Here is a 24337-nt window from a genome sequence, read left to right as displayed (position 1 = left end):
CCATGACCACATTTACCGCAGTAGAGAATATTAGTCGCCGTAATGTGCTAAAGCTGTTTGGTGCAGTAGGAGGCGGTTTAGCACTAGGGGCATCAGGTTTAGCTTGGAGCCCTATGGCTATAGCTCAAGAGGCAATAGCCCAAGGTAAGCAAGCACAGCTGAATATCTTTATCGCCATTGGCGAAGATAATAAGGTGTATTTAACCTGTCACCGCTCAGAAATGGGTCAGGGGATCAGAACAGGTGTGCCACAAGTTTTAGCCGATGAATTAGAAGCCGATTGGGATCAAATTGTTGTCGTACAAGGCCTAGCAGATGAAGAGTTTGGCAGTCAAAACACCGATGGCAGCCGCAGTATTCGTAAGCATTATCAAAAAATGCGTCAAATGGGCGCAACAGCAAGAAGCATGTTAGAGCAAGCCGCCGCTAACCAGTGGCAAGTCTCTCCATCAGATGTGTATGCAAAAGCGGGTAAAGTGCATCACAAAACCAATGGTAAAAGCTTATCATTTGGTGAGCTCGCGATTGCAGCGTCCGCTCTACCAACACCCGCACTTGATAGTGTCACATTAAAGCCTGCGTCAAAATTTACCCATATCGGAAAATCGCCCACGATTGTTGATATGGACGATATGGTTAACGGCCAAGCTGAGTATGGTTTTGATGTCAAAGTAGCAGGAATGGTGCACGCCTCAATTACTCGCCCGCCAGTATTAGGTAGTGATGTGGCTACTTTAGATGATAGCGCCGCCCGTCAAGTCGCAGGGGTGTTGGATGTGATTCAAATCCCGATATCAAAAGGTGCGCCGTTATTTCAGCCATTAGGGGGCGTTGCCGTTATCGCAACCAATAGCTGGAGTGCGCTGCAAGGGCGAAAAGCCTTAAACATCACATGGACAGAATCAGCAAACAGCCAATATGACTCGGATGCCGATTTAGCAGAGCTTGTTAAACGGGTCGGTGAGCCAGGGACTGTGATTCGACAGTTAGGTGACTCAGTGACCGGTTGGAGCGATGATAATAGCTTGTCAGCGGTTTATACCGTGCCTTATTTAACCCATGCCATGATGGAGCCGCCAGCGGCTGCAGCATCTGTCACCAAAGACGGCTGTGAGTTGTGGGCATCGACCCAAACGCCGCAAAGTACTCAAAAGAATGTCGCTGGCGTTTTAGGTTTAAAAGATGAACAAGTTAAAGTGAATGTCACTTTACTAGGTGGTGGTTTTGGCCGTAAATCAAAACCTGACTTTAGCGCCGAGGCCGCGTGGTTATCACAAAAAATCGCCAAACCTGTAAAGCTGTTATGGAGCCGTGAAGATGAAATTCAAAACGGGTATTACCATGCGATTAGTGCGCAGCATTACCAAGCTAAGTTAGATGGCAATAAAGCCCCAACGGCGTTACTTGCCCGTACAGGTTTTCCATCAATTAGCTCGACCTTTGCTGAAGGCGTCGATATGCCATCAGCAGGGGAGTTAGATCTTGGTTTTTCGGATATGCCGTTTAACTTAAGCCAAATTCAATTGGAATCAGTCAAAGCTACTGCGCATTCCCGTATCGGTTGGATGCGCTCAGTGTGTAATATTCAGCATGGTTTTGGTGTCGGCAGCTTTGTCGATGAACTTGCTGTTAATGCAGGCAAACCCTGTATTAGCATGTGGCGTGAGCTATTGGGCAAACCGCGACAAGAAAAGCTTGAAAACCAAGTGGTGAAATACGGTAACTATGGTGAGACGCTAGAAGATTTCCCCATTGATATTGGCCGCTATTTAGGTGTGATTGATGCCGTTGAAAAGGCTATGGCTAAACAGCCTAAAATCAAAACCAATCAAGGCTGGGGTTTTGCCGTGCATCGCAGCTTCGTCAGTTATGTTGCTGTCGCCACATTAGTTGAAATGGATGGCGATAAGCTAAAGGTTCTGAAGAGTATCGCCGCCATTGATGCAGGCACAGTGGTGAACCCAGATAGAGTGCACTCGCAAACGGAAGGCGCGATCATATTTGGGTTAAGCCTCGCAATGATGGGCGAAATTAGTTACAAAGACGGTAAAGTCGAGCAATCTAATTTCCATAACTATCCGCTGCTACGCATCGGTCAGTCACCAGAAATTGAAACCATAATTGTTGAGTCAGATGCCAAACCTGCAGGCGTTGGTGAACCCGGCGTGCCGCCAGTGGCCCCGAGTTTAACCAATGCGATATTTGCAGCCTCTGGTAAACGTTATCGCGATTTGCCATTGAGTAAAGTGTTAAAAATGTAGACGAAGTATTTATCGTCGTATTTACGCCCAAGCTATTAACTAGCTTGGGCTTTTTATGGTTTAAGTTTTTATAAAATGTCGTGAAGGAAGGCTTGTTGTAATGTTAAAAGGAATTGACTACATGAAAAAACGTTTCACTTTTTTATTGTTGGGGCTCAGTGTCAGCTTAGTTTTTTTGTATACCGTCACGCCAGTTTCGACATTATTTCATTACCTAATCAAAACTGAACGCAATATGGCTAGCCTAGACGTTAATCGAGTTAATGTTGGGGAACTTGAAATTGAATATCTGCGAGGAGGTAGCGGACCACAATTAGTTTTACTGCATGGTTTTGGCGCAGATAAAGATAACTGGAATCGTTTATCGGGCTATTTAGTCGATAAATTTGATGTTATCGCAATTGATTTACCAGGATTTGGCAATAGCACAAAGAATATAGCATTAGACTACGATGTTGCTTCTCAGGTCGATAGATTACATCGCATAACAGCGGCAATTGGCTTAGAAAAGTTTAGTTTAGCGGGTAGTTCTATGGGGGGATACATTGCAGGAAATTTTGCTGCTCAATATCCTAATTCAGTTGATAAATTGTGGCTTATAAGCCCATTTGGAGTTGAAACTGCCCAAATCAGTGACATGTTTGCTGCGACTAAGAAGGGACTAGCCCCCATTGTTTTACCGAAAACAGAAGCGGAATTCTCAGCGTTATTTGATTTTTTATTTGTCGAACCGCCATTCATCCCATCGCCAATTATTCGTTATTTAGCAAGTCAAGTAAGTGAGAATATAGCAATAAATAGCAAAATATTTGAACAAATTCATAGAATGAAAAATGGTGAACCGCACCCAGATTTACCTCTTGATAAGGTCTTGAATAATTATAAAGGACCTGTACTCGTAATGTGGGGAGACAAAGATAGAGTATTGCATGTATCAGGGGCATCGGTTCTCAAGCAGGTTATTCCACATGCCAGATTAGCCGTTATGACGGATGTGGGGCACTTGCCTATGGTTGAAGTGCCATCAGCAACCGCAGAATCATTTCTCACGTTTACGAAAGCGCATTAAACATTATGTGAACCTGTTAATGCTTGTGATACTAGAGATAGGGACGTTAGCCCACTAGCATACATAATTGACGAGATAAGTCAGTCTTTCCTAACTCATTGAGAGGTGATTGGCTTCATCATTTATAAGCAGCGTTGGGAGCGCCTTTTCGCGTTGAGTGAATGATTATTTTATGTCAGTAACCGAAATCTCATTTTAAAATTTTAATCATGAATATTCACATAACGACCCAAAATAACTCTTGGTTAACTCAATTCTCGTTTTTATTCATAGTTAAGCTGATTGATTTAGTTAACGTTGACTGTTAAGTTATTAAAGTTATTGATAAATCTATGTGTGATTGAGTTTTGGTAAAACTCCCAAGGGTGCTTATCTGAATTATCGCTAATACGCTGTTATGCTTCTACTGAGGGTGTGGTTATTTTTAAATTCTTAGCATTTGTAAGTGGCTTATTGAAACTTCAATCTTCTGATTGGGAAGTGAAGGTATCATATCAAACAAGATTCGTATTATGTGGAATCATGTCATTTTTGGCCTTTTCTATTTATGAGCTATTAAAAGGGGTCACTGTAGAACAACAAAACTCTTTATTAGTAAGCGCCTTTGGTGAGCCAAGCTTGTTTATATTGATTTTCTACTTAGTATTTCTGGGTTTTACAGGCCTATTTTTTTCAATCATTGCAGTGAGTTTATTTAATTCATTGTTGTTCAAAACATAACAAGTCGTTAAGAGGCAAAGGGAAGTGGCTAAGAAAACTTGGGATATAGGAAATATCTTTATTGTTGAGTTAAGTGATGGGACATTTTCTATTGGCCAAGTTGTTGGGCGTGAGGCGGAAGTCCTTAACTCAATTACATGTGCTTTTTTTAAGATTAGGTTTCAGCATTATCCTTCAATGGATGAAATTTTTGAGCTAAATGAAACGAAGTTAATAGCTTGCCAATTTACAACTAAGGACCTTCTTACTAAACGTATTTGGAAAGTGCTAGGAAATAGGAAACCAGTTATATCCAGTATTTTATTTCCACATGAAGATTGCAGAGATAATGGGTGGATTGGTGCAGAAATACACGGTTCAGGAATTATGAAGCAGTTTCTTAATGCGTACTATGCTCTTGAGTTTTGGGATGATTGGTTCGAACCTGATTATCTCGATACTATATTATGGAAAGATGCCAAAAAACCTGAGAATTTGAGGTATAAATTGCCTCTTAACAAGCTGCTAAATCTAGATTCACCATAGTTGTCATGTCATTTGCTGCGCAAATCGCCCGCCAGCACATGGTTCACTTATTAGCATGGCGTTATACATACAAGGAAGTCCGTGCAAAAATTCTTATCTTTATTTCTTTTTATATTTTTCTCTTTACCATCTCATGCCTGTGGCGATGGCAAGCAAAGCGAAGATGTACCTTTTGCTAAATTTGATGAAAAATATCAACTAGAAGCACTTAGGCTTTATCAAATTTTTGCGCCTGAAAAAAATGGAGAGTATTTCTTAACATCTATCTATATGTACAAAAAGAATGAGCAACATATTAGCGTAAAGTTCACCGATGCTTTTGTGTATCCTGGGTATAAAGAGGCTGATATAGTTGTACATCCTGACTCGGTAAATAATTATGATATTTACTTAAATTATTCCACCACCGAAGGTGGTGGCCTTGTTATGTGTGGAGGTAAAAGTATTAAACTTAATATACCTAAATTGTTGGACGTTAAAAGTCCTTCTGAGGTAATACCTCCGCCACCAGAGCCTAGAAAAGTAAAATAATAGGGCGGTGTAAAGCATGTATAATAAGGTTATAGGGAATGCTTATAAATCAGTTGGTTATGTTCGTCCCTTACAGTTTTAGCTAACCAATTTAAATCGCTTATGGCGGCGTTAGCTATATACTGGTACGGTGTATTCGTTCTATTAGTATTTAGTCGCTCAAGTTTATCCCCATAAAAAAGCCTAACTTAATAAAGTTAGGCTTTTTAGTATTCAGCTTTTTCAGTGCTTAGAAAGTCACTAGTCTGAAAAGGTGCTCCAAATAGGCGCGTGATCTGATGGCTTTTCGATGCCACGTAAATCGTAATCCACATCAGATTCGGTTAAGCGTGGTAACAATGACTTGGTGACCATGACTACATCAATACGTAGACCGCGGTTATCGTCAAAGCCTTTACTGCGATAATCAAACCACGAGTAACGTTCAGTGCGCTCAGGGTGTAACTCTCGGAAGCTATCGACTAAGCCCCAGTCTTTTAAACGTTGCAGCCATTCACGTTCTTCTGGTTGGAAACTACATTTACCGGTTTTAAGCCAGCGTTTAGCGTTAACGTCACCAATACCGATATCTAAATCCACTGGTGAGATGTTGATATCACCAATAATGGCAATGTCTTCATCTGGGGTGTGGTTGTCAGCAAGGTGCTGCATTAAGTCTTGGTAGAACTTACGCTTAGCTGGGTATTTGGTTTCGTGACTGATGTTTTCACCTTGTGGGAAATAACCATTCATTACGGTAATAATGCGGCCATTAGCCTGTTTGAATTTACCCATTATCATTCGGCGCTGGGCATCTTCACCGTCATCTTTAAAGCCTTTAATGACTTCGATTGGCTCGGCCTTTGATAGCATAGCAACACCGTAATGGGCTTTACCGCCATGGTAATGTACGTGATAACCCATGGCTTCAACGTCAGCGACGGGGAAAGCTTCATCATGTACTTTGGTTTCTTGCAAACCGATAACGTCTGGCTGGTGGCTATCAATTAATGCTTGCAGTTGATGTAAGCGCGCACGAATACCATTGATGTTAAATGAGACAATTTTCATTACACAAGTACTCGCTTAAAAGGTTTAACAATAACGTTCGCATACACACCCGCTTCGATGTATGGGTCTTGGTCTGCCCATGCTTTTGCTGTTGCTAATGAGTCAAATTCTGCTACCACGAGCGACCCTGTAAATCCCGCTTCGGCTGGCTCTTCACTGTCAATTGCAGGATGTGGCCCAGCAACTAATAGGCGGCCTTCGGCGGCTAATGCTTCTAACCTTGCAAGGTGAGCTGGGCGTGCACTCATGCGTTTTTCTAGACTGTTTTCTACATCTTGTGACGAAATCATGTACCACATAGATAGGTTCCTTGAATTATTTTATTTGTTCCGATTCATCGTGTTCCATGTGCTTGTATAAATACATCACAGTAACCACGGTATTGACTAATGTCAGGGCCGTTAAGCCAAATACTTTAAAGTTTACCCAGGTTTCTAGGGGCAAGCTAAAGGCAATGTAGATGTTACCTAGACCACAAGCGACGAAAAATGCTACCCAGTACCAGGTTACATTTGCCCAAATTTTGTCGGGGCATTTCATTTCTTTGCCGAGCATACTTTTTAAAATAGGTTTGCCGATGAGCTGGCTAACTAATAACGCTATAGCAAAGAAGGCATAAACAATGGTGACTTTCCATTTGATGAAGGCGTCATCATGGAAAATTAACGTCAAGGTGCCAAAAAAGGTCACCATTGCAAAGGTGATTAGATGCATTTTTTCAACTTGCTTGTATAGGATATAGCTGACAATAAGTTGCACAGCTGTCGCAGCGATAAGTGCGCCTGTTGCTGTATAAATGTCATAAAATTTATAGATGGCAAAAAAGATGACCAACGGAAGAAAATCAAGCAATTGTTTCATATGATGCTAAGGCCTAAATAAGTCAATTTACAGACTAATATTGCTCCCCACTGATAGAACAGGGTTTTATATTAATCATAGTGAAAATAGTAAGCTCAGAGTCTAGCATGGCTGCTAGGTTGATATGAAGGGCTTCAGGTCTGTGTTTGGCGGTTTTACCTTGATTGTGGGTTAATAAAAGTTCATAAACATCAAAACAAAATGCCACTCGGTTGAGTGGCATCTTTAGTCTTAATTTAAGCTTAACTTTTCCGCAGTAAAACCATTATTTATGACTTGTGTGTTGCCGCTTTCATATTGCGAGTAAATTCGCCGAGTTCACTTAATAAAGCTTTTTCATCATCTTTATTTCGCTCAATGATTTTGACAACCGCTGAGCCAGATATCGCACCAGCAGCGCCTGCATTAATGGCTTCGCTTACTTGTTGTGGTTCGGCGATACCAAAACCTAATAACGGAGGCGGCGCATCAAACTCGGCAAGCTTGGCAAGGATTTCATTAATTGGCTGACCTGCTTTTGACTCCGTACCTGTTACACCTGCACGTGACAACAAGTAGGTATAACCTTGGCCATGCTCACTCACCATTTTTAAGGTGTCGCTGTCCGCATTCGGCGGCGCAATGAAGATTGGGGCAACCCCATGTTTGTGTGCTGCTTCGCTAAATGGCGCAGATTCTTCAACTGGCACGTCGGCAATCAATACTGAATCGACGCCAGCTTGTTTTGCTTTTGCGTAGAATTCGTCGATGCCATTGGCAAACACTAAGTTGGCATATAACAGCAAACCAATTGGCATCTCTGGGTATAATTCACGTACTTGCGACAGAAGTGAGAAACAATCGGCAACCGTTGTGCCTGACTCTAGCGCACGTAAGTTAGCACCTTGAATAACAGGGCCATCTGCTAGTGGATCTGAAAATGGGAAGCCAAGTTCAAGGGCATCTGCGCCATTATCCACTAGGGTTTTAATGATCTTTAAAGATAGGCCAACACTTGGGTCGCCTAAGGTGACAAACGGTACAAATGCACCTTGTTGTTTTTGCGCTAATTGGTCAAAAGCGGCTTGATAACGAGTAGTCATAATAAGTCCTTATTTCGCCGCTTCAGCTGAGGCTTTTTGTTCTAAGATGTCAGAGACGGTAAAGATATCTTTATCGCCACGCCCTGATAAGTTAACCACCAGAATTGTTTCTTTAGTGGCTTCTTTTGCCATTTTTACTGCATAAGCAATGGCATGGGCAGATTCAAGCGCAGGAATAATCCCTTCTGAGCGAGCAAGCAGTTGGAAGCACTCTAAGGCTTCATCATCGGTTGCTGATTCATATCGTGCGCGACCAGTGGCATTCAAATAAGCGTGCTGCGGCCCCACTGATGGAAAGTCCAAACCTGCAGAAACTGAGTATGATTCTTCAATTTGACCGTCAGTATCTTGCATCAGCGGCGCTTTCATACCAAAGAAAATACCGGTTTTACCGTGTTTTAATGGTGCACCATGTTGTGGGGTATCAATGCCTTTACCTGCGGGTTCGACACCGATTAACTCAACGTCGGTTTCTTCAATAAAGTCTGCAAACATACCAATAGCATTTGAGCCCCCACCAACACATGCAATAACGGCATCAGGTAAACGGCCTTCTTTTTCAATAATTTGCTTTTTGGTTTCTTCGCCAATCATGCGTTGAAATTCACGCACGATTGTCGGAAATGGATGCGGCCCAGCTGCAGTGCCAAGTAAGTAATGCGCTTTGTCATAACTTGCAGACCAGTCACGCATAGCTTCATTACACGCATCTTTAAGGGTTGCAGAACCAGATGTAACAGGGATCACTTCAGCGCCCATCAATTTCATTCTGAATACGTTTGGTGATTGACGCTCTACATCTTTAGCGCCCATGTAAACCTTACATTTAAGATCTAGCAGTGCACAGGCAAGTGCCGTTGCAACGCCGTGCTGTCCAGCGCCTGTTTCAGCAATGATTTCTTTTTTGCCCATACGCTTAGCCAGCAATGCTTGACCTAACACTTGGTTAGTTTTGTGCGCGCCACCATGGAGTAAATCTTCACGTTTTAGATAGATTTTAACCATAGGGTTAGGGCTTAAGTTACGGGTTAAGGTTAATGCGGTAGGGCGACCGGCATAGTTTTTCAGTAACTCAGTAAATTCTTTTTGAAACTCAGGATCTTCTTGGGCGTCAACAAATGCGGTTTCTAGCTGCTTTAACGCTGGAACTAATATTTGCGGGACATACATGCCGCCATATTCGCCAAAATAAGGGTCAAGCTTAAGCTTTGTCATTGGGTCTTCCTTATCAAATTTAGGTGAAATATCCATATTGGCTATTTCGTAATATTGTTAACTGTTTGATGCCAGGGCTACTTCTGAGCCATGGTGATTAATTTTTTCTGATAGCGGCAAATGCCATTGCAATTTTTTGCGCATCTTTAATGCCTGGTGCTGACTCAACACCAGAGTTGAGATCTAATCCGTAAAAACCTTGCTGGTTAGCATCAAATGCGTTTTCAGGTGTTAGCCCACCTGCAAGCATGCTGTTTTCTCGTTCTGAAGAAGTCATAGCAGAAGTGTCGAGTAACGATTGCCAGTTAAAGGTTTCGCCAGTGCCGCCAAATCCAGTGATATTTTTGCTATCGAATAAGTAACGATCGCCCCCTTGTGGTTTGTCGCCAAGGGTATTGGTTTCACTGTCTACACTCACTGCTTTCCAAATTTGGCAGTCCAGTTGCGCATTGTTCAGTAACTGTTTCAGCTCGTTGATTTCAGTGGTCGACTCGTTACCGTGTAACTGCACCACTGATAATCCTACCGCCTTTACTGTAGCCACAATGTCTGAATTAGCTGCGTTAACAAAGACACCGACAAAATGTAATCCGACTTGTGCTTGCTGACTTTGTTTAACTAACTCTGCAGCTTGCTCAACATTGACACTGCGTGGCGATGCTGGGTGGAAAATTAAGCCACCGAATACAGCACCTGAATTTGCTACCGCTTTGATGTCTTCGATACGCGTTAAGCCGCAAACTTTGTTATGGCCAAAAATGAGCTGTCGACAGGCAAGGTCAATATTGTCTTGCGCCATGATAGAGCTGCCAACAAGGTAACCGTCTACCAATGGATTGAGTCGTTTCACTTGTTGGTTGGTATAGATACCAGACTCGCTAATAATGACTCTATCGTTAGGTATTTGTGGTGCTAAAGCTTCAGTGGTGGCTAAATCGGTACTTAAATCACGTAAGTTACGGTTGTTAATACCTACAATACGCGCATTAAGATCAATGGCACGTTCAAGTTCTGCTTGGTTACTGACTTCGGTTAAGGCATCTAAATTGTATTTATCCGCTTCTGCAGACAGTAATTTGTATTGCTCATCATCAAGGACAGACAGCATCAACAAGACAGCATCGGCGCCTTGATGGGCTGCCAGTTTGATTTGATATGGGTCGACAAAGAAGTCTTTACACAAGATAGGTTGAGAGACTCGAGCCCGCACAAGTGGAATGTAATCAATATCGCCTTGGAAGAACTGCTCGTCAGTTAACACTGAAATCCCAGCGGCGTAATTACCATAAATATCAGCGATGGCTTCGACATCAAAATCTGGGCGAATAAGCCCTTTTGAAGGACTGGCTTTTTTGCATTCAAAAATGTATCCCGCATTAGGGGCTTTAAGAGCGTCAAATAGACTACGGTCTGATATTTTAGGTTGCAGAGTCGCTTCTGGGTAACGCTGCTTTAATGAAGCAATATGTGCGACTTTAGTATCAACAATTTTGGTTAATACATTGGATTCTTTCGCTGTGCGATTAACAACTTCAGGCATGATTAAGATTCCTCTTGCTGGCTTGCTTCAGCAAGTTGCGTTAATACGGCGTAAGCTTTGCCGCTATTGATGGTTTCAAGGGCAAGTTGAGTCCCTTGCTGCACAGAGTCGCACACACCACTGACATACAAGGCACAACCTGCATTGATGGCAACGGCATCTCGGTGGGCTGGTTGACCTTCACCTTTTAATATCGCTTGTGTAATCAGCGCATTATCACTTGGCTCTCCGCCTTCTAGTGCCGATATCGGTGCAGGTTCTACGCCTAAATCGTGTGGGTTAAGTTTGTAAAAACGAATTTGCCCATCATTAAGCTCTGCAACTTGGGTTTCGCCATGTAAGGCGACCTCATCCAGTCCGCTGCCATAAACCACCATGGCACGTTTAACACCGAGTGCATTAAGCACGTTCACAATTGGCGCGATTAATTTAGGTGAGTATACGCCCAGCAGCATTGACTCTGGCTTGGCTGGATTGATTAACGGGCCAAGAATATTAAAGATAGTACGGGTTTTCAGAGCTTGTCTTACTGGTACAGCATGACGTACGCCTGCATGGTAGTGTGGGGCGAATAAAAAACATAAGCCGAAGTCTTCGATACACTGACTGGCGGCTTCAGGTGTCATGGTTAAGCCGATGCCGCAATGTGACAACACATCCGATGCGCCAGATTTACTGGATACGCCACGATTACCATGCTTAGCGACTTTGGCGCCAGCTGCAGCTGCGACGAAAGAGGCCGTTGTTGAGATATTAATGGTGTTATGACCGTCACCACCCGTACCAACAATATCAACCACCCCAGTAGCGAGCGACTTCGCGCTACGAGGAAATGGTTTAGCAGCTTGACGAAGGGCATCTGCAGCGCCTGTAATTTCTTCAATCGTTTCGCCGCGCATTTTAAGGGCAACAAGCATACCAGCCATGGCAACAGGATCCATTTCACCTTCGACAATAGCACTGAATAATTGTGCACTTTGTTCACGGGTAAGGGCGTTACCTTGATAAAGAGAGTCTAATAGTGGTTGAAGCTGAGACATTATAAGGCTCCTTTAGGGCTATTGTTGCTTTCAATTGTATGGGTGAGGTAAGTCAGGGTTTGCGTCAGTAGCGTACTGCCAAGCGTGGTTAAAATTGATTCAGGATGAAACTGAAAACCAACCGCTTTATCTTGTGGGTGAATCACAGCCATTGGCATGTCTTCAGTGGTCGCAATGACAGACAAACAATCGGGGACTTGGGTAGCGACTAGGCTGTGGTAACGAGCCACTGGCAGTGGAGAAGGCAAGTTTGCAAATACACCTTCGCCATTATGAATTGTAGGGCTGGCTTTACCGTGAACGACAAATGGCGCACGTTCAACTTTACCGCCGTAATATTCGACCATTGCTTGATGCCCTAAACAAATGCCTAACATAGGCACTTTGCCAGCAACTTTTGCAATTAACTCCATCATGCAGCCAGCTTCATGTGGTGCGCCAGGGCCAGGTGATAATACTAATGCTGCTTGTCCTTGCTCTGCTATCAGTTTTTCAGCTAAATAATCGGCACTGACATCATTACGGTAAATAAGTACTTCAAATCCTAAGCTACGAAATTGATCCACTAAGTTGTAGGTGAATGAGTCAAAGTTATCTAATAGATACAGTTTCATATTGCTAATGCTCATATTATTCGTGTTCATCTTATTAGCGTTTGCTTGTTGAGTGCTCATAGCCCACCGCCCATTTTTATCGCTGAAATCACGGCTTGTGCTTTTTGGCGGGTTTCGTCAGCTTCGGCTTGTGGGTCAGAATCAAATACCACACCAGCACCAGCTTGAATAAAGGCCACATCATTTTTAACGAAAGCAGAGCGAATGACGATACAGGTATCCATATCACCTAGGCCGTTAATGTATCCTACCGCGCCACCATAACTGCCGCGGCGAGCTTGCTCTGCTTCTCGCACTAGTTGGGATGCACGCACTTTAGGGGCGCCCACTAAGGTGCCCATGTTCATACAAGCTTGATAAGCATGCAGAGCATCTAAATCTTCTCGTAATTGCCCAGTCACACGGCTAACTAAGTGCATAACATGTGAGTATCGGTCGACTTTAAGCAACTCTGCCACTTTGCGACTGCCACTTTGGCTGATCCGTGCAATGTCGTTTCGGGCTAAATCAACCAACATTAAATGCTCTGAGAGCTCTTTTTTATCAAGACGCAATTCAAGCTCAATACGACTGTCTAGATCATAGTCAATTTGCCCATCGACAGTTTTACCGCGCTTACGGGTACCTGCAATAGGATAAACTTCAACTTGATTACTGGCGGCATCATATTTAAGTGCGCTTTCAGGCGAAGCGCCAAATAAAGTGAAATCAGGTCCACGGAAATAAAACATATATGGACTAGGGTTGGTTAAACGCAGCGCTCGGTATGCCCCTAAAGTATTCGGGCAAGGTAAACTAAAGCTTCTTGAGGGAACAACTTGAAATATATCGCCTGCAACAATGTGCTCTTTTAAATCCACAACCGTTTGCTTGAAAGTATCGTCACTGATATTGACGCGAGTTTCAGCGTCGATGGCAACTAATGGTTGAACGGGGGCAAGCGTTTGGCACTGCTGTTTAACGTCAATTGCCCGCTGAGAAAGAGTTTTAGCGAATTGAGTATCAGTTGAAAATTGGTGAGTAATGATTTCTGCATCTTGTTGCTGATGATCAACCAATATCAAGGTTTCTGCGAGATAAAATAAGTAATCAGGACAATCGTTATCAGCATTGGGGACTTCAGGCAAAGGTTCAACGGTATCGATTAAATCGTAAGCTAAGACTCCGCCTAAAAATAAATCTTCAAAAGCATCTTTTTTGTCGGTCTGAATGTGCTGAATAAACATTCTTAACCCATCAAGCGGCGAGGTAGACTTTAATCGTGCGTCTTCATCCTGTCGCTCTTGAGCCTTGGCAAGATGTACGGTGAGTACTTTGTCTCGCTGTTGCTGCTCACTTGATTTGAAAAAGGCACTGATAGGAGAAAGTAAGCTAGCACCATTATCGGTTAACGCGCTGAATGTAAGCTTATAGCCGTCACATCTCACCATCATCGCGGCGTGAGTGAGCACGATACTTTTTAAGTGATCTTTACTGTCGATTTCAGCCGACTCAAGCAACATGGTGTGCGGCGCATTGGCAGTAACATGTTGATAAAGACTAAGCGGATCAGCATGATATGCTAACGATTGTTTTTGTGTGACGACATGGGCAAACTGATGTTCCATAATGCTTATTGCGCCTCTCTCTGATATTGATTCTTCATACTCGATACTCTTTTTAAAGCAATTTCGTGCTTGGTTTGCGTTAGTTTTATTTCAGAGTGCAAGCCGTAAATAGCAAGAAAGCCCACATCTCTGCGGGCTTTCTAGTAAAATCTTGTGTTATTTAAATAACCACAACGCTTCACACCACCCGTTAATTTGGGAAGTGCCACCACCAATTGATGTTACGTGCGTTAAAGTTGGTCATGTAAATTAATTCTCTTGAATGTAGTCGTTATCTAAAAAAGTTAGCAAAATGCGTTTGGCTAACGTATGCCTTATAGAAGACCTTAGCTGGCGTTTAATGTCAATTGAATATTTCTCAAATTTAGCTTTTTTTTATTCATTGAGGTCAAAGGGCCATCAATTTGCTGAATATGTAGCAAATAATCACGATAGGGTTAAGCTTTTCAACAAAGATTAAAGTACAATAACGTTATGATAACAGACACACTCTTGGCCGATCTTCATAGCCATACGACCGCATCTGACGGCGTACTTACTCCTTCTGAACTCGTTGAACGTGCCATCGAAAAGGGCGTTCAAATGCTCGCCATCACAGATCACGATACTGTGGCAGGACTTGCTGAAGCGCATCAATTCAACCAACAACATGAAACACCACTACAATTAATTGATGGTGTTGAAATTTCTACTCGATGGAACAACTTCGATATTCATATTGTTGGCTTAAATATGGATAAAGAAAACTCAATTTTGCTGGATTTTTTAACTCGTCAACGTGAATTACGTGAAGAACGAGCCCAAGAAATTGGTAACCGTTTAGCCAAAGCCGGAATTGAAGGTGCTTATGAAGGTGCTAAAAAGTTTGCCGCAGGCGCAGCTATTAGTCGCGGCCATTATGCTCGTTGGTTAGCAGAAAACGGCTATGCTAAAGATATGCCGAGTGTTTTTAAGCGCTATTTAGCGCGAGGTAAAACAGGTTATGTCCCCAATAACTGGGCTGACATGGCCAATGCGATTGACATTATTCATCAAACTGGTGGCGTAGCGGTATTGGCACACCCCAGTGGTTACAAGCTTTCAGCTAAGTGGTTAAAGCGCTTAGTACGAGAGTATAAAGAGGCTGGTGGCGATGCGATGGAAGTGGTATTAGGCCAACAGAGCATTGATGATCGCGCTAACTTAGTCGCTTTAAGTCATTTGAACAACCTAGCGGGTTCAATTGGCAGTGATTTTCATTTCCCAAGCAATTGGATTGAGTTAGGCAAAAATTTATTCCAACCTGCTGGTGTGCAGTGGGTGTGGCAAACAGAATCTTGGACGGAGCGAACATGAGCCAATTTTTTTATATACATGACGAAAACCCGCAAGCAAGATTAATTAGCCAAGCGGTGAACATTTTAAAGCAAGGTGGGGTAATTGTTTACCCGACAGATTCAGGTTATGCACTGGGTTGTATGATTGGCGAAAAAGATGCCATGACCCGTATGGTGCGTATTCGTAAAATTGAAAATGATAATAACTTCTCACTAATGTGCCGAGATTTATCTGAATTGGCTAATTTTGCTCGTGTGGACAATCAAGCTTACCGATTACTGAAAAGCTGCACTCCAGGGCCATATACCTTTATCTTCAAAGCGAGTAAGGAAGTGCCGCGCCGTTTACAGTGCGATAAAAAGAAAACCATTGGTATTCGTGTGCCAAATAACTTAATTGCCTTGGCTTTATTAGAGGCGCTTGAAGCACCAATTATGTCGACCAGTTTGGTGATGCCTGATGAAGAGTTTGCAGAGTCAGATCCTGAACATATCCGAGATATATTAGAACACAGCGTAGACGCAATTATTCATGGTGGTTATTTAGCTGAAAACCAAACCACCGTGATTGATATGTCAGAAGGTGACATTGATATTATCCGTGAAGGTGCAGGTGATACGAGTTTATTTGAGTAAGTCTTTGTTGCAGGTGTTGATAGATGCCTGCGCTTGACGCTTGGTGTAATGCCACCGACAAGTGTTAGATTTTAGCCACAAGATTAATGGATAGTTGTTTCAACCCTTGCCAATAGTGCGTATAATCGCGCGTTTGGTAATTTCTAGCTTCAACAATATGCGCTAGTAGTAAGAGTCGCAGCGGCAAGTTTACTTTTAAATCGCTTAGCTGTTTTTATGTAACTTGCTGAAACTTATTACATTGAGAATATTAATAAAGGAATTGTTCAATGCAGGGGATACAAAAAAGTTTACCTCTTGCGATTGTACGCGGCGAAGCAATAGATGCAATGCCGACCGATTTGTTTATTCCGCCAGAAGCACTGGAAGTGTTTTTGGAGACCTTTGAAGGTCCTCTCGATTTATTATTGTACTTAATTCGCAAGCAAAAACTGGATGTTGTTGACCTGCCAATTGAAAAAATTACGACTCAATATTTAGTTTATATTGATATTTTGACTGAAGCACGTATAGAGCTCGCTGCTGATTATTTAGTTATGGCAGCAACCTTGGCAGAAATTAAGTCTCGACTCCTGTTACCTAAAGTCGCGACCGCAGAGGAAGATGAAGAAGATCCTCGCGTGGTACTTATCCGCCAACTTAAAGCTTATGAAGTGATAAAGCAGGCAGCTGCTGACTTAGACGGTTTGCCGCGATTGGAACGAGATGTGTTTTTAGCACAAGCTAAAACAGCACCGAATATCAAGCCAGTCATCATGCCGCCAGAAGTATCGCTAGTTGACATTGCTCAAGCGTTTTCGGAAGTGTTAAAACGCATTGATGCGAACGAACATCATCATGTTAAGCGTGAAGCGTTATCGACACGCGAGAGAATGAGCCAAATATTAGCTAAACTTTCAACAGAACATTTTGTGCCATTTACTGATTTATTTGATGTCAGTGAAGGAAAGGCTGGTGTGGTAGTGAGTTTTTTAGCGTTAATGGAATTAGTCAAAGAGTTGTTGGTTGATTTAGTGCAAAACGAACCGTTAGCACCGATTTACGTTAAAGCGTTTTAACAACCAAGTGTTGATATGAGAAAGGACATCATGCAAATAAATGACATTCAATTAAAGCAATTAATCGAAGCCAGTTTGTTTGTGATGGGTAAACCGTTAAGTATTAAAGCGATTAAAGAAACCGTTTTAGTCAAATTTGATGTATCACGAGTCAGAATTAAAAGCTGTCTTGATGAGTTACAGCAAGATTATCAAGAGCGTGGGGTACAACTGGTTGAAGTTGCCAGTGGTTATCGCTTTCAAACCCAAGAGTTGTTGAGTGAATTCTTACAACCTTTGTGGCAAGAAAAATCCCCTAAATACTCACGTGCGACGTTAGAAACCCTAGCGGTGATTGCTTATAAGCAGCCAGTAACGCGCGGTGATATTGAACATGTAAGAGGTGTGGCCGTCAGCAGCCACATAATAAAGAGTTTAGCTGATAGACATTGGGTAAAAACCGTTGGTCATAAAGAAGTGCCAGGGCGACCTGCATTATATGCAACCACGACAGAGTTTTTATCTTATTTTGGCTTAAAAACCTTAGCAGACTTACCGTCGCTAACGGATGATGAGTCATTGCAGGCGTTGTTTGAAAAGGTTTCATTAGCGCCACAACAAACAGAAGAGTCGAACTAGATGAGCGAAAAATTGCAGAAAGTCTTGGCCCGTGCAGGCCATGGCTCCCGTCGTGAGATGGAGGCATGGATTGCTGCAGGCCGTATTAGTGTAGACGGAGAAATTGCCAGTTTAGGTGATCGCGTTGAAGCAGATGCTAAAATACGCATTGATGGCCGTGCCATCGTTATCAAAACTGAAGATGATATTATTTGTCGCGTGTTGGCTTACCATAAGCCAGAAGGCGAGATTTGTAGTCGAAAAGATCCAGAAGGTAGACCAACCGTCTTTGATCGTTTACCTAAAATACGTGATTCACGTTGGGTTGCGGTAGGGCGTTTGGATATCAATACCTCAGGTCTATTATTATTCACATCTGATGGTGAATTAGCTAACCGTCTAATGCACCCTTCAAATGAAGTCGACCGTGAATATGCAGTGCGTACCTTTGGCGATGTGCCAGAAGCCGCTGTGCAGCGTCTTCGTAAAGGGGTGACTCTTGAAGATGGGCCAGCAAACTTTGACAGTATCAAACCTGCTGGTGGTGAAGGACTCAATAAATGGTGGCATGTGACTCTTAAAGAGGGGCGCAACCGTGAAGTCCGTCGTTTATGGGAATCTCAAGAGGTTCAGGTAAGCCGACTTATTCGTGTGCGTTATGGCATGGTTGAGTTACCAAAAGCCTTACCACGTGGTGGTTGGACAGAGCTGGATATGGAACAGGTTAACTACTTACGTCAGCTTGCGGGATTAGAGCCAGAAACACGTACTTTATTAGGCACTGATAAGCACAGTGTTGCACGTGCTAAAGTTAAAGGCGCGAAAATTCGCCGAGCAGTACGAAAGCACAAAACAACTGCCGCGCGTCCTAAATCGACTCGTCAACGTAGTTAAGCATTATTATTCAACGTGATACAAGTCAACTAAACTCACGAATCAGAAAGGTCACCTAAGGTGGCCTTTTTTATTACTTCATTGCATGTCATTGTGAATACTAAATAGGGTTACTCAGATTTACTTGCCGCTTTCTTGAAACTGAGCATATCGCTAACTATAGTTTATTTGATGTTTTTTTAATCAGTTACATAAGTTTACTGTTGAAGGAGTATTAAATGAAAAAGTTACTTGTTGTAGCACTTGCTGGTTTATTGTTTAGCTGCGCATCTGCACCGTCATGGAAAGGTATGTCCGAGCGAGAAATTGCTGATTGGAAAGCGATTGGCTTTGATGCTGCTAAAGCTCAAACTTGGAGTAAGAGTGGTTTTAATGCTGAACAATCTCAGCAGTGGAGCAAAGCAAGTTTTGATGTTGAGTCTGCATCAGAGTGGTCAAAAGAGAAGTTTAATCCTGAAGAAGCACAAACATGGAAGCAAGCAGGCTTTAAACTGGATGATGCAATTGATGATCGTGCTAAAGGATTAACGCCCGTTAAAATGGAGAAGTAGCGCTATTTTTCGACGTTTAAGCGCAAATTGCTGCTCAAATAGCCAAATGAACGATTTATTTCAATTTCTACTTTACACACGTGAGGGAGATAGCTATTATCTCGCTCGTTCGGAGAGATGGCAGAGTGGTCGAATGCACCGGTCTTGAAAACCGGCATGGGTTTGTAGCCCATCTAGGGTTCAAATCCCTATCTCTCCGCCATATTTAGAGAAGCCCGCTATTTTGTAGCGGGCTTTTTGCTTTCTAGAATTTGAGTGAGTTTGATTAGAGATTAAAAGGTTTGTAGCGCATCAATGTAGGGTTTAAATCCCTATCTCTCCGCCATATTTAGAGAAGCCCGCTATTTTGTAGCGGGCTTTTTGCTTTCTAGAATTTGAGTGAGTTTGATTAGAGAGTTAACAGGTTTGTAGCGCATCAATGTAGGGTTCAAATCCCTATCTCTCCGCCATATTTAGAAAAGCCCGCTATTTTGTAGCGGGCTTTTTGCTTTCTGGGTTTTAAGTTATTTCGGAATATACTTAACAGGTTTGTAGCGCATCAATGTAGGGTTTAAATCCCTATCTCTCCGCCATATTTAGAGAAACCCGCTATTTTGTAGCGGGCTTTTTTCTTTCTAGAATTTGAGTGAGTTTGCTTAGAGAGTTAAAAGGTTTGTTGCGCATGAGTGTAGGGTTTAAATCCCTATCTCTCCGCCATATTTAGAAAAGCCCGTTACTGCAAAGTGACGGGCTTTTTGCTTTCTGGGTTTTAAGTTATTTCGGAATATACTTAACAGGTTTGTAGCGCATCAATGTAAGGGTCAAATCCCTATCTCTCCGCCATATTTAGAAAAGCCCGCTATTTTGTAGCGAGCTTTTTGCTTTCTAGAATTTGAGTGAGTTTGCTTAGAGAGTTAAAAGGTTTGTTGCGCATGAGTGTAGGGTTTAAATCCCTATCTCTCCGCCATATTTAGAAAAGCCCGCTATTTTGTAGCGGGCTTTTTGCTTTCTAGAATTTGAGTGAGTTTGACTATAGAGTTAACAGGTTTGTAGCTCGTCAATGTAGGGGATATAACTCGTTTATGCCACATTGTGAGTAAAAGTCTGATTTCGTTAACTTTTGGCTCATAACCTATCGACTTAGCAAAAATTAATTAAAATATGATTGAAAGAGCAACGCCAATTAAAATAGCCCATCTCATTTTAATTCGGGGATAAAGTAACACTGAAGCTAGATGCCGCCGTATTTTACTATGACATTATTCCAGGTTTTAAGTCATTTATCTGTCCATTGGGCTGACTATACCTGTTTGGTTGATACCCGCCGCATGGGTATAAAGCTGAGTTGTTTTAAGATCCTTATGTCCAAGCTGCTCTTGTACGGTTCTTATATCTGTTCCGTGTTGCAGTAATTGAGTTGCGAACGAATGCCTGAAAGTATGTGCTGTGACTCGTTTAGTTACTTGTGCCTGTATTGTTGCAATTCTTAATGCACGGCCAAATGCAGACGGATGAATATGATGACGGCAAATATAGCCATCAATAGGGTGAACACAGAGGCGGGAAGCTGGGAATATATACTGCCAGTGAAACTGTTTAATGCTTTGCTGATACTTTCTAAACAATGAGGGTGGCAATGAAGTGAAGCCTAAACCAGCTTTAATATCGTTATGATGTATTTCTTTAACTTTTTCAATTTGCTCCTTAAGACTATCAACAGCGCAGTCTGGTAACAAGCAGACACGATCCTTTTGCCCCTTGCCTCTAAAAACAAAAATTGTACGGTGAGTGAAATCAATATCTTTCACTCTTAAACTGAGTGCTTCATTAAGCCTAAGTCCACTCCCGTATAGGATGCTTGCTATCATTTTGTACTGACCATTCATTAGGTTAATGATGAGCTTGGCTTGTTGAGCATCTAATACTTGAGGGATACGGCTAGGGGCTTTCGCATAAGGAAAATTGAGGTTATCAGTATTAACTTCAAGAACATGCTTAAATACGAACACAAGTGCACACAATGCTTGTTTTTGTGTACTAGCACTAACCCCACGTTGGTTACTTAAATAGTACAGGAAGGACTCAATATGAGAAGGCGCTAATTCGCGTGCATTTTTGATTTGGGTATATCGGATGAAATAGCGCGCCCAGTAGAGATAAGATTTCTCGGTTTGCAAACTATAATGGCGAACTCTAATTTGTTCTCTGATAGCTTCAATAAAAGTTGGCTTCTTCATAGGAATCGCTTAATTATAGCTGTATGTATATACAGTTATAATTCTTTTTTGAAAAATTGCGAGTAAAGTGAGCAAAAAATGATAGTTCTTTGCTCGATAAAATTCTAAGATATTGTTAAGTTATTGAAATAATGATACTTAGCAAAAGATTGTAGAGACCTCTACATTAAGACGCTCAATTTTGCCCTATTGATATAGAATAAATTAATAGGAACTATATATTATTATTCATAATAAACAGTCGGTTGGCTTAGTATCCTTGCTACTAAGTTTAATTTGAACAGGAACATTATCGAGCAGCTATATAATAAGCTGTTATATTTTTCTCAGGAAACGGTGAGCGATGGAAGCATTAATAAGATTCGGCTATGGTGAATTAGGCACTCCCAAAATGGGAGCTCTAATCGTATTGCTATTTGTGTTTTTGTTTAAAGTAATCAAGAGTCGAATAGATCGCAGTAGAGAAGAAAAAACTACCAGAATTTCGGAAATGATTGCGGAAATAGAAAAAAATGGTTCGCCTAAATATCATTTTACCGTTGAACAAATTTTTCAAAATAGGTTTGGTGTACTAATTGATTATCCGGTAATTAACTTCTTTTTAAAATCTAAGACTCCAACATCTGATATTTTGTCTTATATACAGGGGAGGCGTTATATCGAGTTTTGTGATGACTATAAAGAAATACGTTATAAAAACAAGATAACCACCAGAAGGTTAACAGTTAAAAAATGGTCATTATATTGTGCGTATTTTGTATCGTTTTTTATTGCTATAGGTCTTATTGTTATAATTCCTCAAGTTCCATTCGATGATACTTCAAGCTTCCCTGTTTATCTTATTTTCGTATTATCAGCTTTTCTATGGGGCTACTTAAGTCTAGATGAGGCTATCAAGCCCGAAAGTGCAGCATTGTTGTATAAAAAATATAACAAGTCATTACAGCAGGACAAATAACAGTTGGCTTTGCTCCTGCGTCGCTATTTTAGCCAACAATTATTTGCCTCTGAATGAGGCGTTAGGCTTATCAGTTGGCTATGGAGGATTATTTTTGGGAAGCATCGAAACATGGCTGTCCGTTGCAGGAAGTATTGCTTCTATTGGAGGGGCTGTATGGGCATGGAAAGAAGCAGTCAAATCAGACAAAGCGGCTTCTAAAGCGGAGCAAGTCAAAGATGAAATTGTTGATAAGAGGAAACTCGTTGAAGTTTCACAAGTCTATAGTGAAACTTCGCGAATTTTGAAACGGGTATCAAAAGTAGGTCCTGCTTGCAATTCGTCTTCAATTAAGGGTATTAACTGTGCCGATATAGCAAGTGAAGTGGAAGAGTATTGTCGCTACATTAATGAGCAAAGTGCTCACTTCGCGTTCTTCATGGACAATGAAGCACAAAAGTTATACGAAGACTTGAAAGACGATATTGAAAACTTATCGGAAGCAAAAAGTTTTGCAGAAAAGAAAGAGGCAGGGAAAAGGATTTACTACAAGATTAATGGTTTTATGCCTGTTGTTAAAAACCTCTCAGATGATAAAAAAGAATCGGTTACTAGGGACTAAATATGAAAATTACAGATGGCGAGAAACTTATTTTACTAATGCTAAGTGAGTTGTATGACAGTGCCGGTGTAGAAGGTGAGATTGATCCAGAGTTCATTCGTTCCTCTATATTCAGTGAAAATACATGGAGTATTCCATGGAAATACTCGGGTATACCTTTTGAGCAGCAAGAAACGCCAGAAATCGTTAAAGAAGTATTAGATATCTTAGAAATGTGGAGTGTTATTGAGTATAGCTATAGTCAGTTAACCGATGAACAAAAAGCGCAAGTGGAAACTGATGCGCATCCATTTGGTAAGGATCCCAAGTTTAATGGATTTGATGGTAACAATGAATCCGAGTACATGGGCGTTGCTTCATTTCTTATAAACGATCTAGATCGCTTTGAAGAGTTTAAAGGTCGTTACTTAAATGCACATTGTCCGACTTTAGATACATATTATCGAATGCTCCCTGTTTTCAAAGAAATACAGAAAAATATAAACTTTTTTCCTCTGAATAAAGACCAGATTGTTCAATTACTAGTTGAAAAAATTCACCCAGAGAATAGGTAATAAGCCTAACAATCTGTTTAAGAGTGATTCGCAACGCGTGGCATTTTTACTATGCGTTGCTTTTTGTGTTTAAGGCGGTATGCGCTAGCTTCGGTATTGCGTTGCTCACACCTTAACAGGGCGTTAGGTTGTCACTTATCGGCAGTTATAGATATTCTCACATTGCGCTAAATCAATAAGCATCAGCTGGTCGTTTAGGTTTGGTTGTTTAATCAGGTTCGCTAAGTTTTCCGCTGCATCTCAATGTTTCAGAATCGGCTAAGTAGGGCGGTTGTACGTTTTACATGTTTTGGTGTAACGTAAGAGCAGTTGTTGGGCAGGGAGCGCCGATAAGTTATATTTCCTTCGTAATTCCCACCTCAGTTAAAAATTAAATTGGTTTCATTATTTTGTTTTGTGTTGTCGTGCATTAGTGGCGTCGTTTATAGCGGTTTAATGTTTAGTAGCGTGCAACCTAACAAGTAACTTAAGAGGGACTGCTAACCGTTGGCTTCAGTTCCGCTTCGCTCCACATTCTAGCCAACAATTATCAGCCCCTTAGTTGGGCTACATGGACTCCCCTTTGTCAAGCAATAGTAATCCGACAACAACAGTGGATCTGACAGCTGCTCTACATTCGGCGTTTGACTAGCTTGCTGCCTAAACAGCTTTTGGCTATCGCCCTGATGATTTGCGCTTGAGCAAAGATCTCATTCGTTAAACAGTATTACTGACTCTTTCGAGCAAGATGTACTTCCCAACTAACCAGATTCAATTGCTCTCGGTCTGACCGTGTTATCGTCAATTGCTAATGCGTCGACTCGGTGGGGTTAACCGTGTGGGTTAAACCTTTTTACGTTTT

23 protein-coding genes and 1 tRNA gene are annotated in these 24337 nt (G+C 41.8%); 14 read left to right on the top strand and 10 right to left on the bottom strand.

Annotated features, from left to right (window positions below; all coding sequences use genetic code 11):
* The first annotated feature begins 2 nt into the window (after positions 1-2).
* The 4 genes from A9267_RS21035 to A9267_RS21015 all read left to right on the top strand — a co-directional run bounded on the left by A9267_RS21035 (position 3) and on the right by A9267_RS21015 (position 5106).
* Entirely contained in the window at positions 3-2261 is a 2259-nt protein-coding gene (locus A9267_RS21035; protein ID WP_065110633.1) for a xanthine dehydrogenase family protein molybdopterin-binding subunit, read from the top strand.
* Positions 2262-2382: 121 nt separating this feature from the next.
* Positions 2383-3330: an alpha/beta fold hydrolase gene (locus tag A9267_RS21030; protein ID WP_065110684.1), complete on the top strand. Its 948-nt coding sequence runs from the start codon at positions 2383-2385 to the stop codon at positions 3328-3330.
* A 744-nt stretch (positions 3331-4074) separates the two neighbouring features.
* Positions 4075-4575: an Imm26 family immunity protein gene (locus A9267_RS21020; RefSeq protein WP_065110631.1), complete on the top strand. Its 501-nt coding sequence runs from the start codon at positions 4075-4077 to the stop codon at positions 4573-4575.
* A gap of 81 nt (positions 4576-4656) precedes the next feature.
* Positions 4657-5106: a hypothetical protein gene (locus A9267_RS21015; protein ID WP_082972498.1), complete on the top strand. Its 450-nt coding sequence runs from the start codon at positions 4657-4659 to the stop codon at positions 5104-5106.
* A gap of 240 nt (positions 5107-5346) precedes the next feature.
* Here the strand turns inward: A9267_RS21015 and xthA are convergent, their stop codons facing one another.
* The 9 genes from xthA to A9267_RS20965 all read right to left on the bottom strand — a co-directional run bounded on the left by xthA (position 5347) and on the right by A9267_RS20965 (position 14118).
* Positions 5347-6156, bottom strand: a complete 810-nt coding sequence (gene xthA / locus A9267_RS21010; RefSeq protein WP_065110630.1) for an exodeoxyribonuclease III — start codon at positions 6154-6156, stop codon at positions 5347-5349.
* Positions 6156-6455 (bottom strand): YciI family protein, encoded by a 300-nt coding sequence (locus A9267_RS21005; protein WP_055026445.1) that lies wholly within the window; start codon positions 6453-6455, stop codon positions 6156-6158. Before A9267_RS21005 ends, xthA begins: the two co-directional genes overlap by 1 nt.
* 16 nt (positions 6456-6471) lie before the next feature.
* Complete coding sequence (locus A9267_RS21000; protein ID WP_055026446.1) at positions 6472-7017, bottom strand: septation protein A; 546 nt, start codon at positions 7015-7017, stop codon at positions 6472-6474.
* 269 nt (positions 7018-7286) lie between these two features.
* Positions 7287-8099 carry a tryptophan synthase subunit alpha gene (gene trpA / locus A9267_RS20990; RefSeq protein WP_055026448.1) on the bottom strand — a complete coding sequence of 271 codons (813 nt, stop codon included), beginning with the start codon at positions 8097-8099 and terminating at the stop codon, positions 7287-7289.
* A gap of 9 nt (positions 8100-8108) precedes the next feature.
* The gene (gene trpB, locus A9267_RS20985; RefSeq protein WP_055026449.1) at positions 8109-9314 is read right to left on the bottom strand and encodes a tryptophan synthase subunit beta; all 1206 of its coding nucleotides are present in this window, start codon (positions 9312-9314) and stop codon (positions 8109-8111) included.
* A gap of 97 nt (positions 9315-9411) precedes the next feature.
* Positions 9412-10854 carry a bifunctional indole-3-glycerol-phosphate synthase TrpC/phosphoribosylanthranilate isomerase TrpF gene (gene trpCF, locus A9267_RS20980; RefSeq protein WP_065110628.1) on the bottom strand — a complete coding sequence of 481 codons (1443 nt, stop codon included), beginning with the start codon at positions 10852-10854 and terminating at the stop codon, positions 9412-9414.
* 2 nt (positions 10855-10856) lie between these two features.
* The gene (gene trpD, locus A9267_RS20975; RefSeq protein ID WP_065110627.1) at positions 10857-11894 is read right to left on the bottom strand and encodes an anthranilate phosphoribosyltransferase; all 1038 of its coding nucleotides are present in this window, start codon (positions 11892-11894) and stop codon (positions 10857-10859) included.
* On the bottom strand, positions 11894-12508 hold the full coding sequence (locus tag A9267_RS20970) for an aminodeoxychorismate/anthranilate synthase component II (RefSeq protein ID WP_055026459.1): 615 nt from the start codon (positions 12506-12508) through the stop codon (positions 11894-11896). Before A9267_RS20970 ends, trpD begins: the two co-directional genes overlap by 1 nt.
* A gap of 56 nt (positions 12509-12564) precedes the next feature.
* Positions 12565-14118: an anthranilate synthase component 1 gene (locus A9267_RS20965; protein ID WP_065110626.1), complete on the bottom strand. Its 1554-nt coding sequence runs from the start codon at positions 14116-14118 to the stop codon at positions 12565-12567.
* Positions 14119-14589: 471 nt separating this feature from the next.
* On the opposite strand from A9267_RS20965, the gene rnm reads away from it, so the two are divergent.
* The 7 genes from rnm (at position 14590) to A9267_RS20930 (ending at position 19369) form a co-directional block, all read left to right on the top strand.
* Positions 14590-15450, top strand: coding sequence for an RNase RNM (gene rnm, locus A9267_RS20960; RefSeq protein ID WP_065110625.1), 861 nt, complete (start codon positions 14590-14592; stop codon positions 15448-15450).
* A complete protein-coding gene (locus A9267_RS20955; RefSeq protein ID WP_055026454.1) occupies positions 15447-16067 on the top strand; it encodes an L-threonylcarbamoyladenylate synthase in 621 nt (206 codons plus the stop codon). Before rnm ends, A9267_RS20955 begins: the two co-directional genes overlap by 4 nt.
* A 269-nt stretch (positions 16068-16336) precedes the next feature.
* Entirely contained in the window at positions 16337-17125 is a 789-nt protein-coding gene (locus A9267_RS20950; protein ID WP_065110624.1) for a segregation and condensation protein A, read from the top strand.
* Between the two features lie 30 nt (positions 17126-17155).
* On the top strand, positions 17156-17743 hold the full coding sequence (gene scpB / locus A9267_RS20945) for an SMC-Scp complex subunit ScpB (protein ID WP_055026456.1): 588 nt from the start codon (positions 17156-17158) through the stop codon (positions 17741-17743).
* Positions 17744-18616 (top strand): 23S rRNA pseudouridine(2605) synthase RluB, encoded by an 873-nt coding sequence (rluB, locus tag A9267_RS20940; protein WP_055026457.1) that lies wholly within the window; start codon positions 17744-17746, stop codon positions 18614-18616. It begins immediately after the preceding gene.
* Between the two features lie 218 nt (positions 18617-18834).
* Positions 18835-19167: a hypothetical protein gene (locus tag A9267_RS20935; protein ID WP_055026458.1), complete on the top strand. Its 333-nt coding sequence runs from the start codon at positions 18835-18837 to the stop codon at positions 19165-19167.
* A gap of 111 nt (positions 19168-19278) precedes the next feature.
* Positions 19279-19369, top strand: a tRNA-Ser gene (locus tag A9267_RS20930).
* A 1057-nt stretch (positions 19370-20426) separates the two neighbouring features.
* Here the strand turns inward: A9267_RS20930 and A9267_RS20925 are convergent.
* Positions 20427-21383: an integron integrase gene (locus A9267_RS20925; RefSeq protein ID WP_065110623.1), complete on the bottom strand. Its 957-nt coding sequence runs from the start codon at positions 21381-21383 to the stop codon at positions 20427-20429.
* A gap of 343 nt (positions 21384-21726) precedes the next feature.
* Between A9267_RS20925 and A9267_RS20920 the strand changes: the two genes are divergently transcribed.
* From A9267_RS20920 to A9267_RS20910, 3 genes are all read left to right on the top strand, one after another.
* Positions 21727-22341 (top strand): hypothetical protein, encoded by a 615-nt coding sequence (locus tag A9267_RS20920; protein ID WP_065110622.1) that lies wholly within the window; start codon positions 21727-21729, stop codon positions 22339-22341.
* A gap of 94 nt (positions 22342-22435) precedes the next feature.
* Positions 22436-22942, top strand: coding sequence for a hypothetical protein (locus A9267_RS20915; protein ID WP_065110621.1), 507 nt, complete (start codon positions 22436-22438; stop codon positions 22940-22942).
* Between the two features lie 2 nt (positions 22943-22944).
* The gene (locus A9267_RS20910) at positions 22945-23496 is read left to right on the top strand and encodes a YfbU family protein (protein WP_065110620.1); all 552 of its coding nucleotides are present in this window, start codon (positions 22945-22947) and stop codon (positions 23494-23496) included.
* Positions 23497-24337 lie beyond the last annotated feature (841 nt).

It is taken from the genome of Shewanella sp. UCD-FRSSP16_17 (assembly GCF_001675935.1).
In the GTDB taxonomy this organism is placed as follows: Bacteria; Pseudomonadota; Gammaproteobacteria; order Enterobacterales; family Shewanellaceae; genus Shewanella; species Shewanella japonica.
The sequence above is the reverse complement of the archived record's forward strand: the minus strand, read 5'-3'. Positions and strand labels throughout refer to the sequence as shown.

Coding starts and splice junctions, on each gene's coding strand:
- A9267_RS21005 (WP_055026445.1), bottom strand. CDS start 6,455: ATGTGGTACATGATTTCGTCACAAGATGTAGAAAACAGTCTAGAAAAA.
- A9267_RS20920 (WP_065110622.1), top strand. CDS start 21,727: ATGGAAGCATTAATAAGATTCGGCTATGGTGAATTAGGCACTCCCAAA.
- xthA (WP_065110630.1), bottom strand. CDS start 6,156: ATGAAAATTGTCTCATTTAACATCAATGGTATTCGTGCGCGCTTACAT.
- A9267_RS21000 (WP_055026446.1), bottom strand. CDS start 7,017: ATGAAACAATTGCTTGATTTTCTTCCGTTGGTCATCTTTTTTGCCATC.
- A9267_RS20935 (WP_055026458.1), top strand. CDS start 18,835: ATGAAAAAGTTACTTGTTGTAGCACTTGCTGGTTTATTGTTTAGCTGC.
- trpA (WP_055026448.1), bottom strand. CDS start 8,099: ATGACTACTCGTTATCAAGCCGCTTTTGACCAATTAGCGCAAAAACAA.
- A9267_RS20925 (WP_065110623.1), bottom strand. CDS start 21,383: ATGAAGAAGCCAACTTTTATTGAAGCTATCAGAGAACAAATTAGAGTT.
- trpB (WP_055026449.1), bottom strand. CDS start 9,314: ATGACAAAGCTTAAGCTTGACCCTTATTTTGGCGAATATGGCGGCATG.
- trpCF (WP_065110628.1), bottom strand. CDS start 10,854: ATGCCTGAAGTTGTTAATCGCACAGCGAAAGAATCCAATGTATTAACC.
- A9267_RS21030 (WP_065110684.1), top strand. CDS start 2,383: ATGAAAAAACGTTTCACTTTTTTATTGTTGGGGCTCAGTGTCAGCTTA.
- trpD (WP_065110627.1), bottom strand. CDS start 11,894: ATGTCTCAGCTTCAACCACTATTAGACTCTCTTTATCAAGGTAACGCC.
- scpB (WP_055026456.1), top strand. CDS start 17,156: ATGCAAATAAATGACATTCAATTAAAGCAATTAATCGAAGCCAGTTTG.
- rnm (WP_065110625.1), top strand. CDS start 14,590: ATGATAACAGACACACTCTTGGCCGATCTTCATAGCCATACGACCGCA.
- A9267_RS20950 (WP_065110624.1), top strand. CDS start 16,337: ATGCAGGGGATACAAAAAAGTTTACCTCTTGCGATTGTACGCGGCGAA.
- A9267_RS20910 (WP_065110620.1), top strand. CDS start 22,945: ATGAAAATTACAGATGGCGAGAAACTTATTTTACTAATGCTAAGTGAG.
- A9267_RS21035 (WP_065110633.1), top strand. CDS start 3: ATGACCACATTTACCGCAGTAGAGAATATTAGTCGCCGTAATGTGCTA.
- A9267_RS20955 (WP_055026454.1), top strand. CDS start 15,447: ATGAGCCAATTTTTTTATATACATGACGAAAACCCGCAAGCAAGATTA.
- rluB (WP_055026457.1), top strand. CDS start 17,744: ATGAGCGAAAAATTGCAGAAAGTCTTGGCCCGTGCAGGCCATGGCTCC.
- A9267_RS20970 (WP_055026459.1), bottom strand. CDS start 12,508: ATGAAACTGTATCTATTAGATAACTTTGACTCATTCACCTACAACTTA.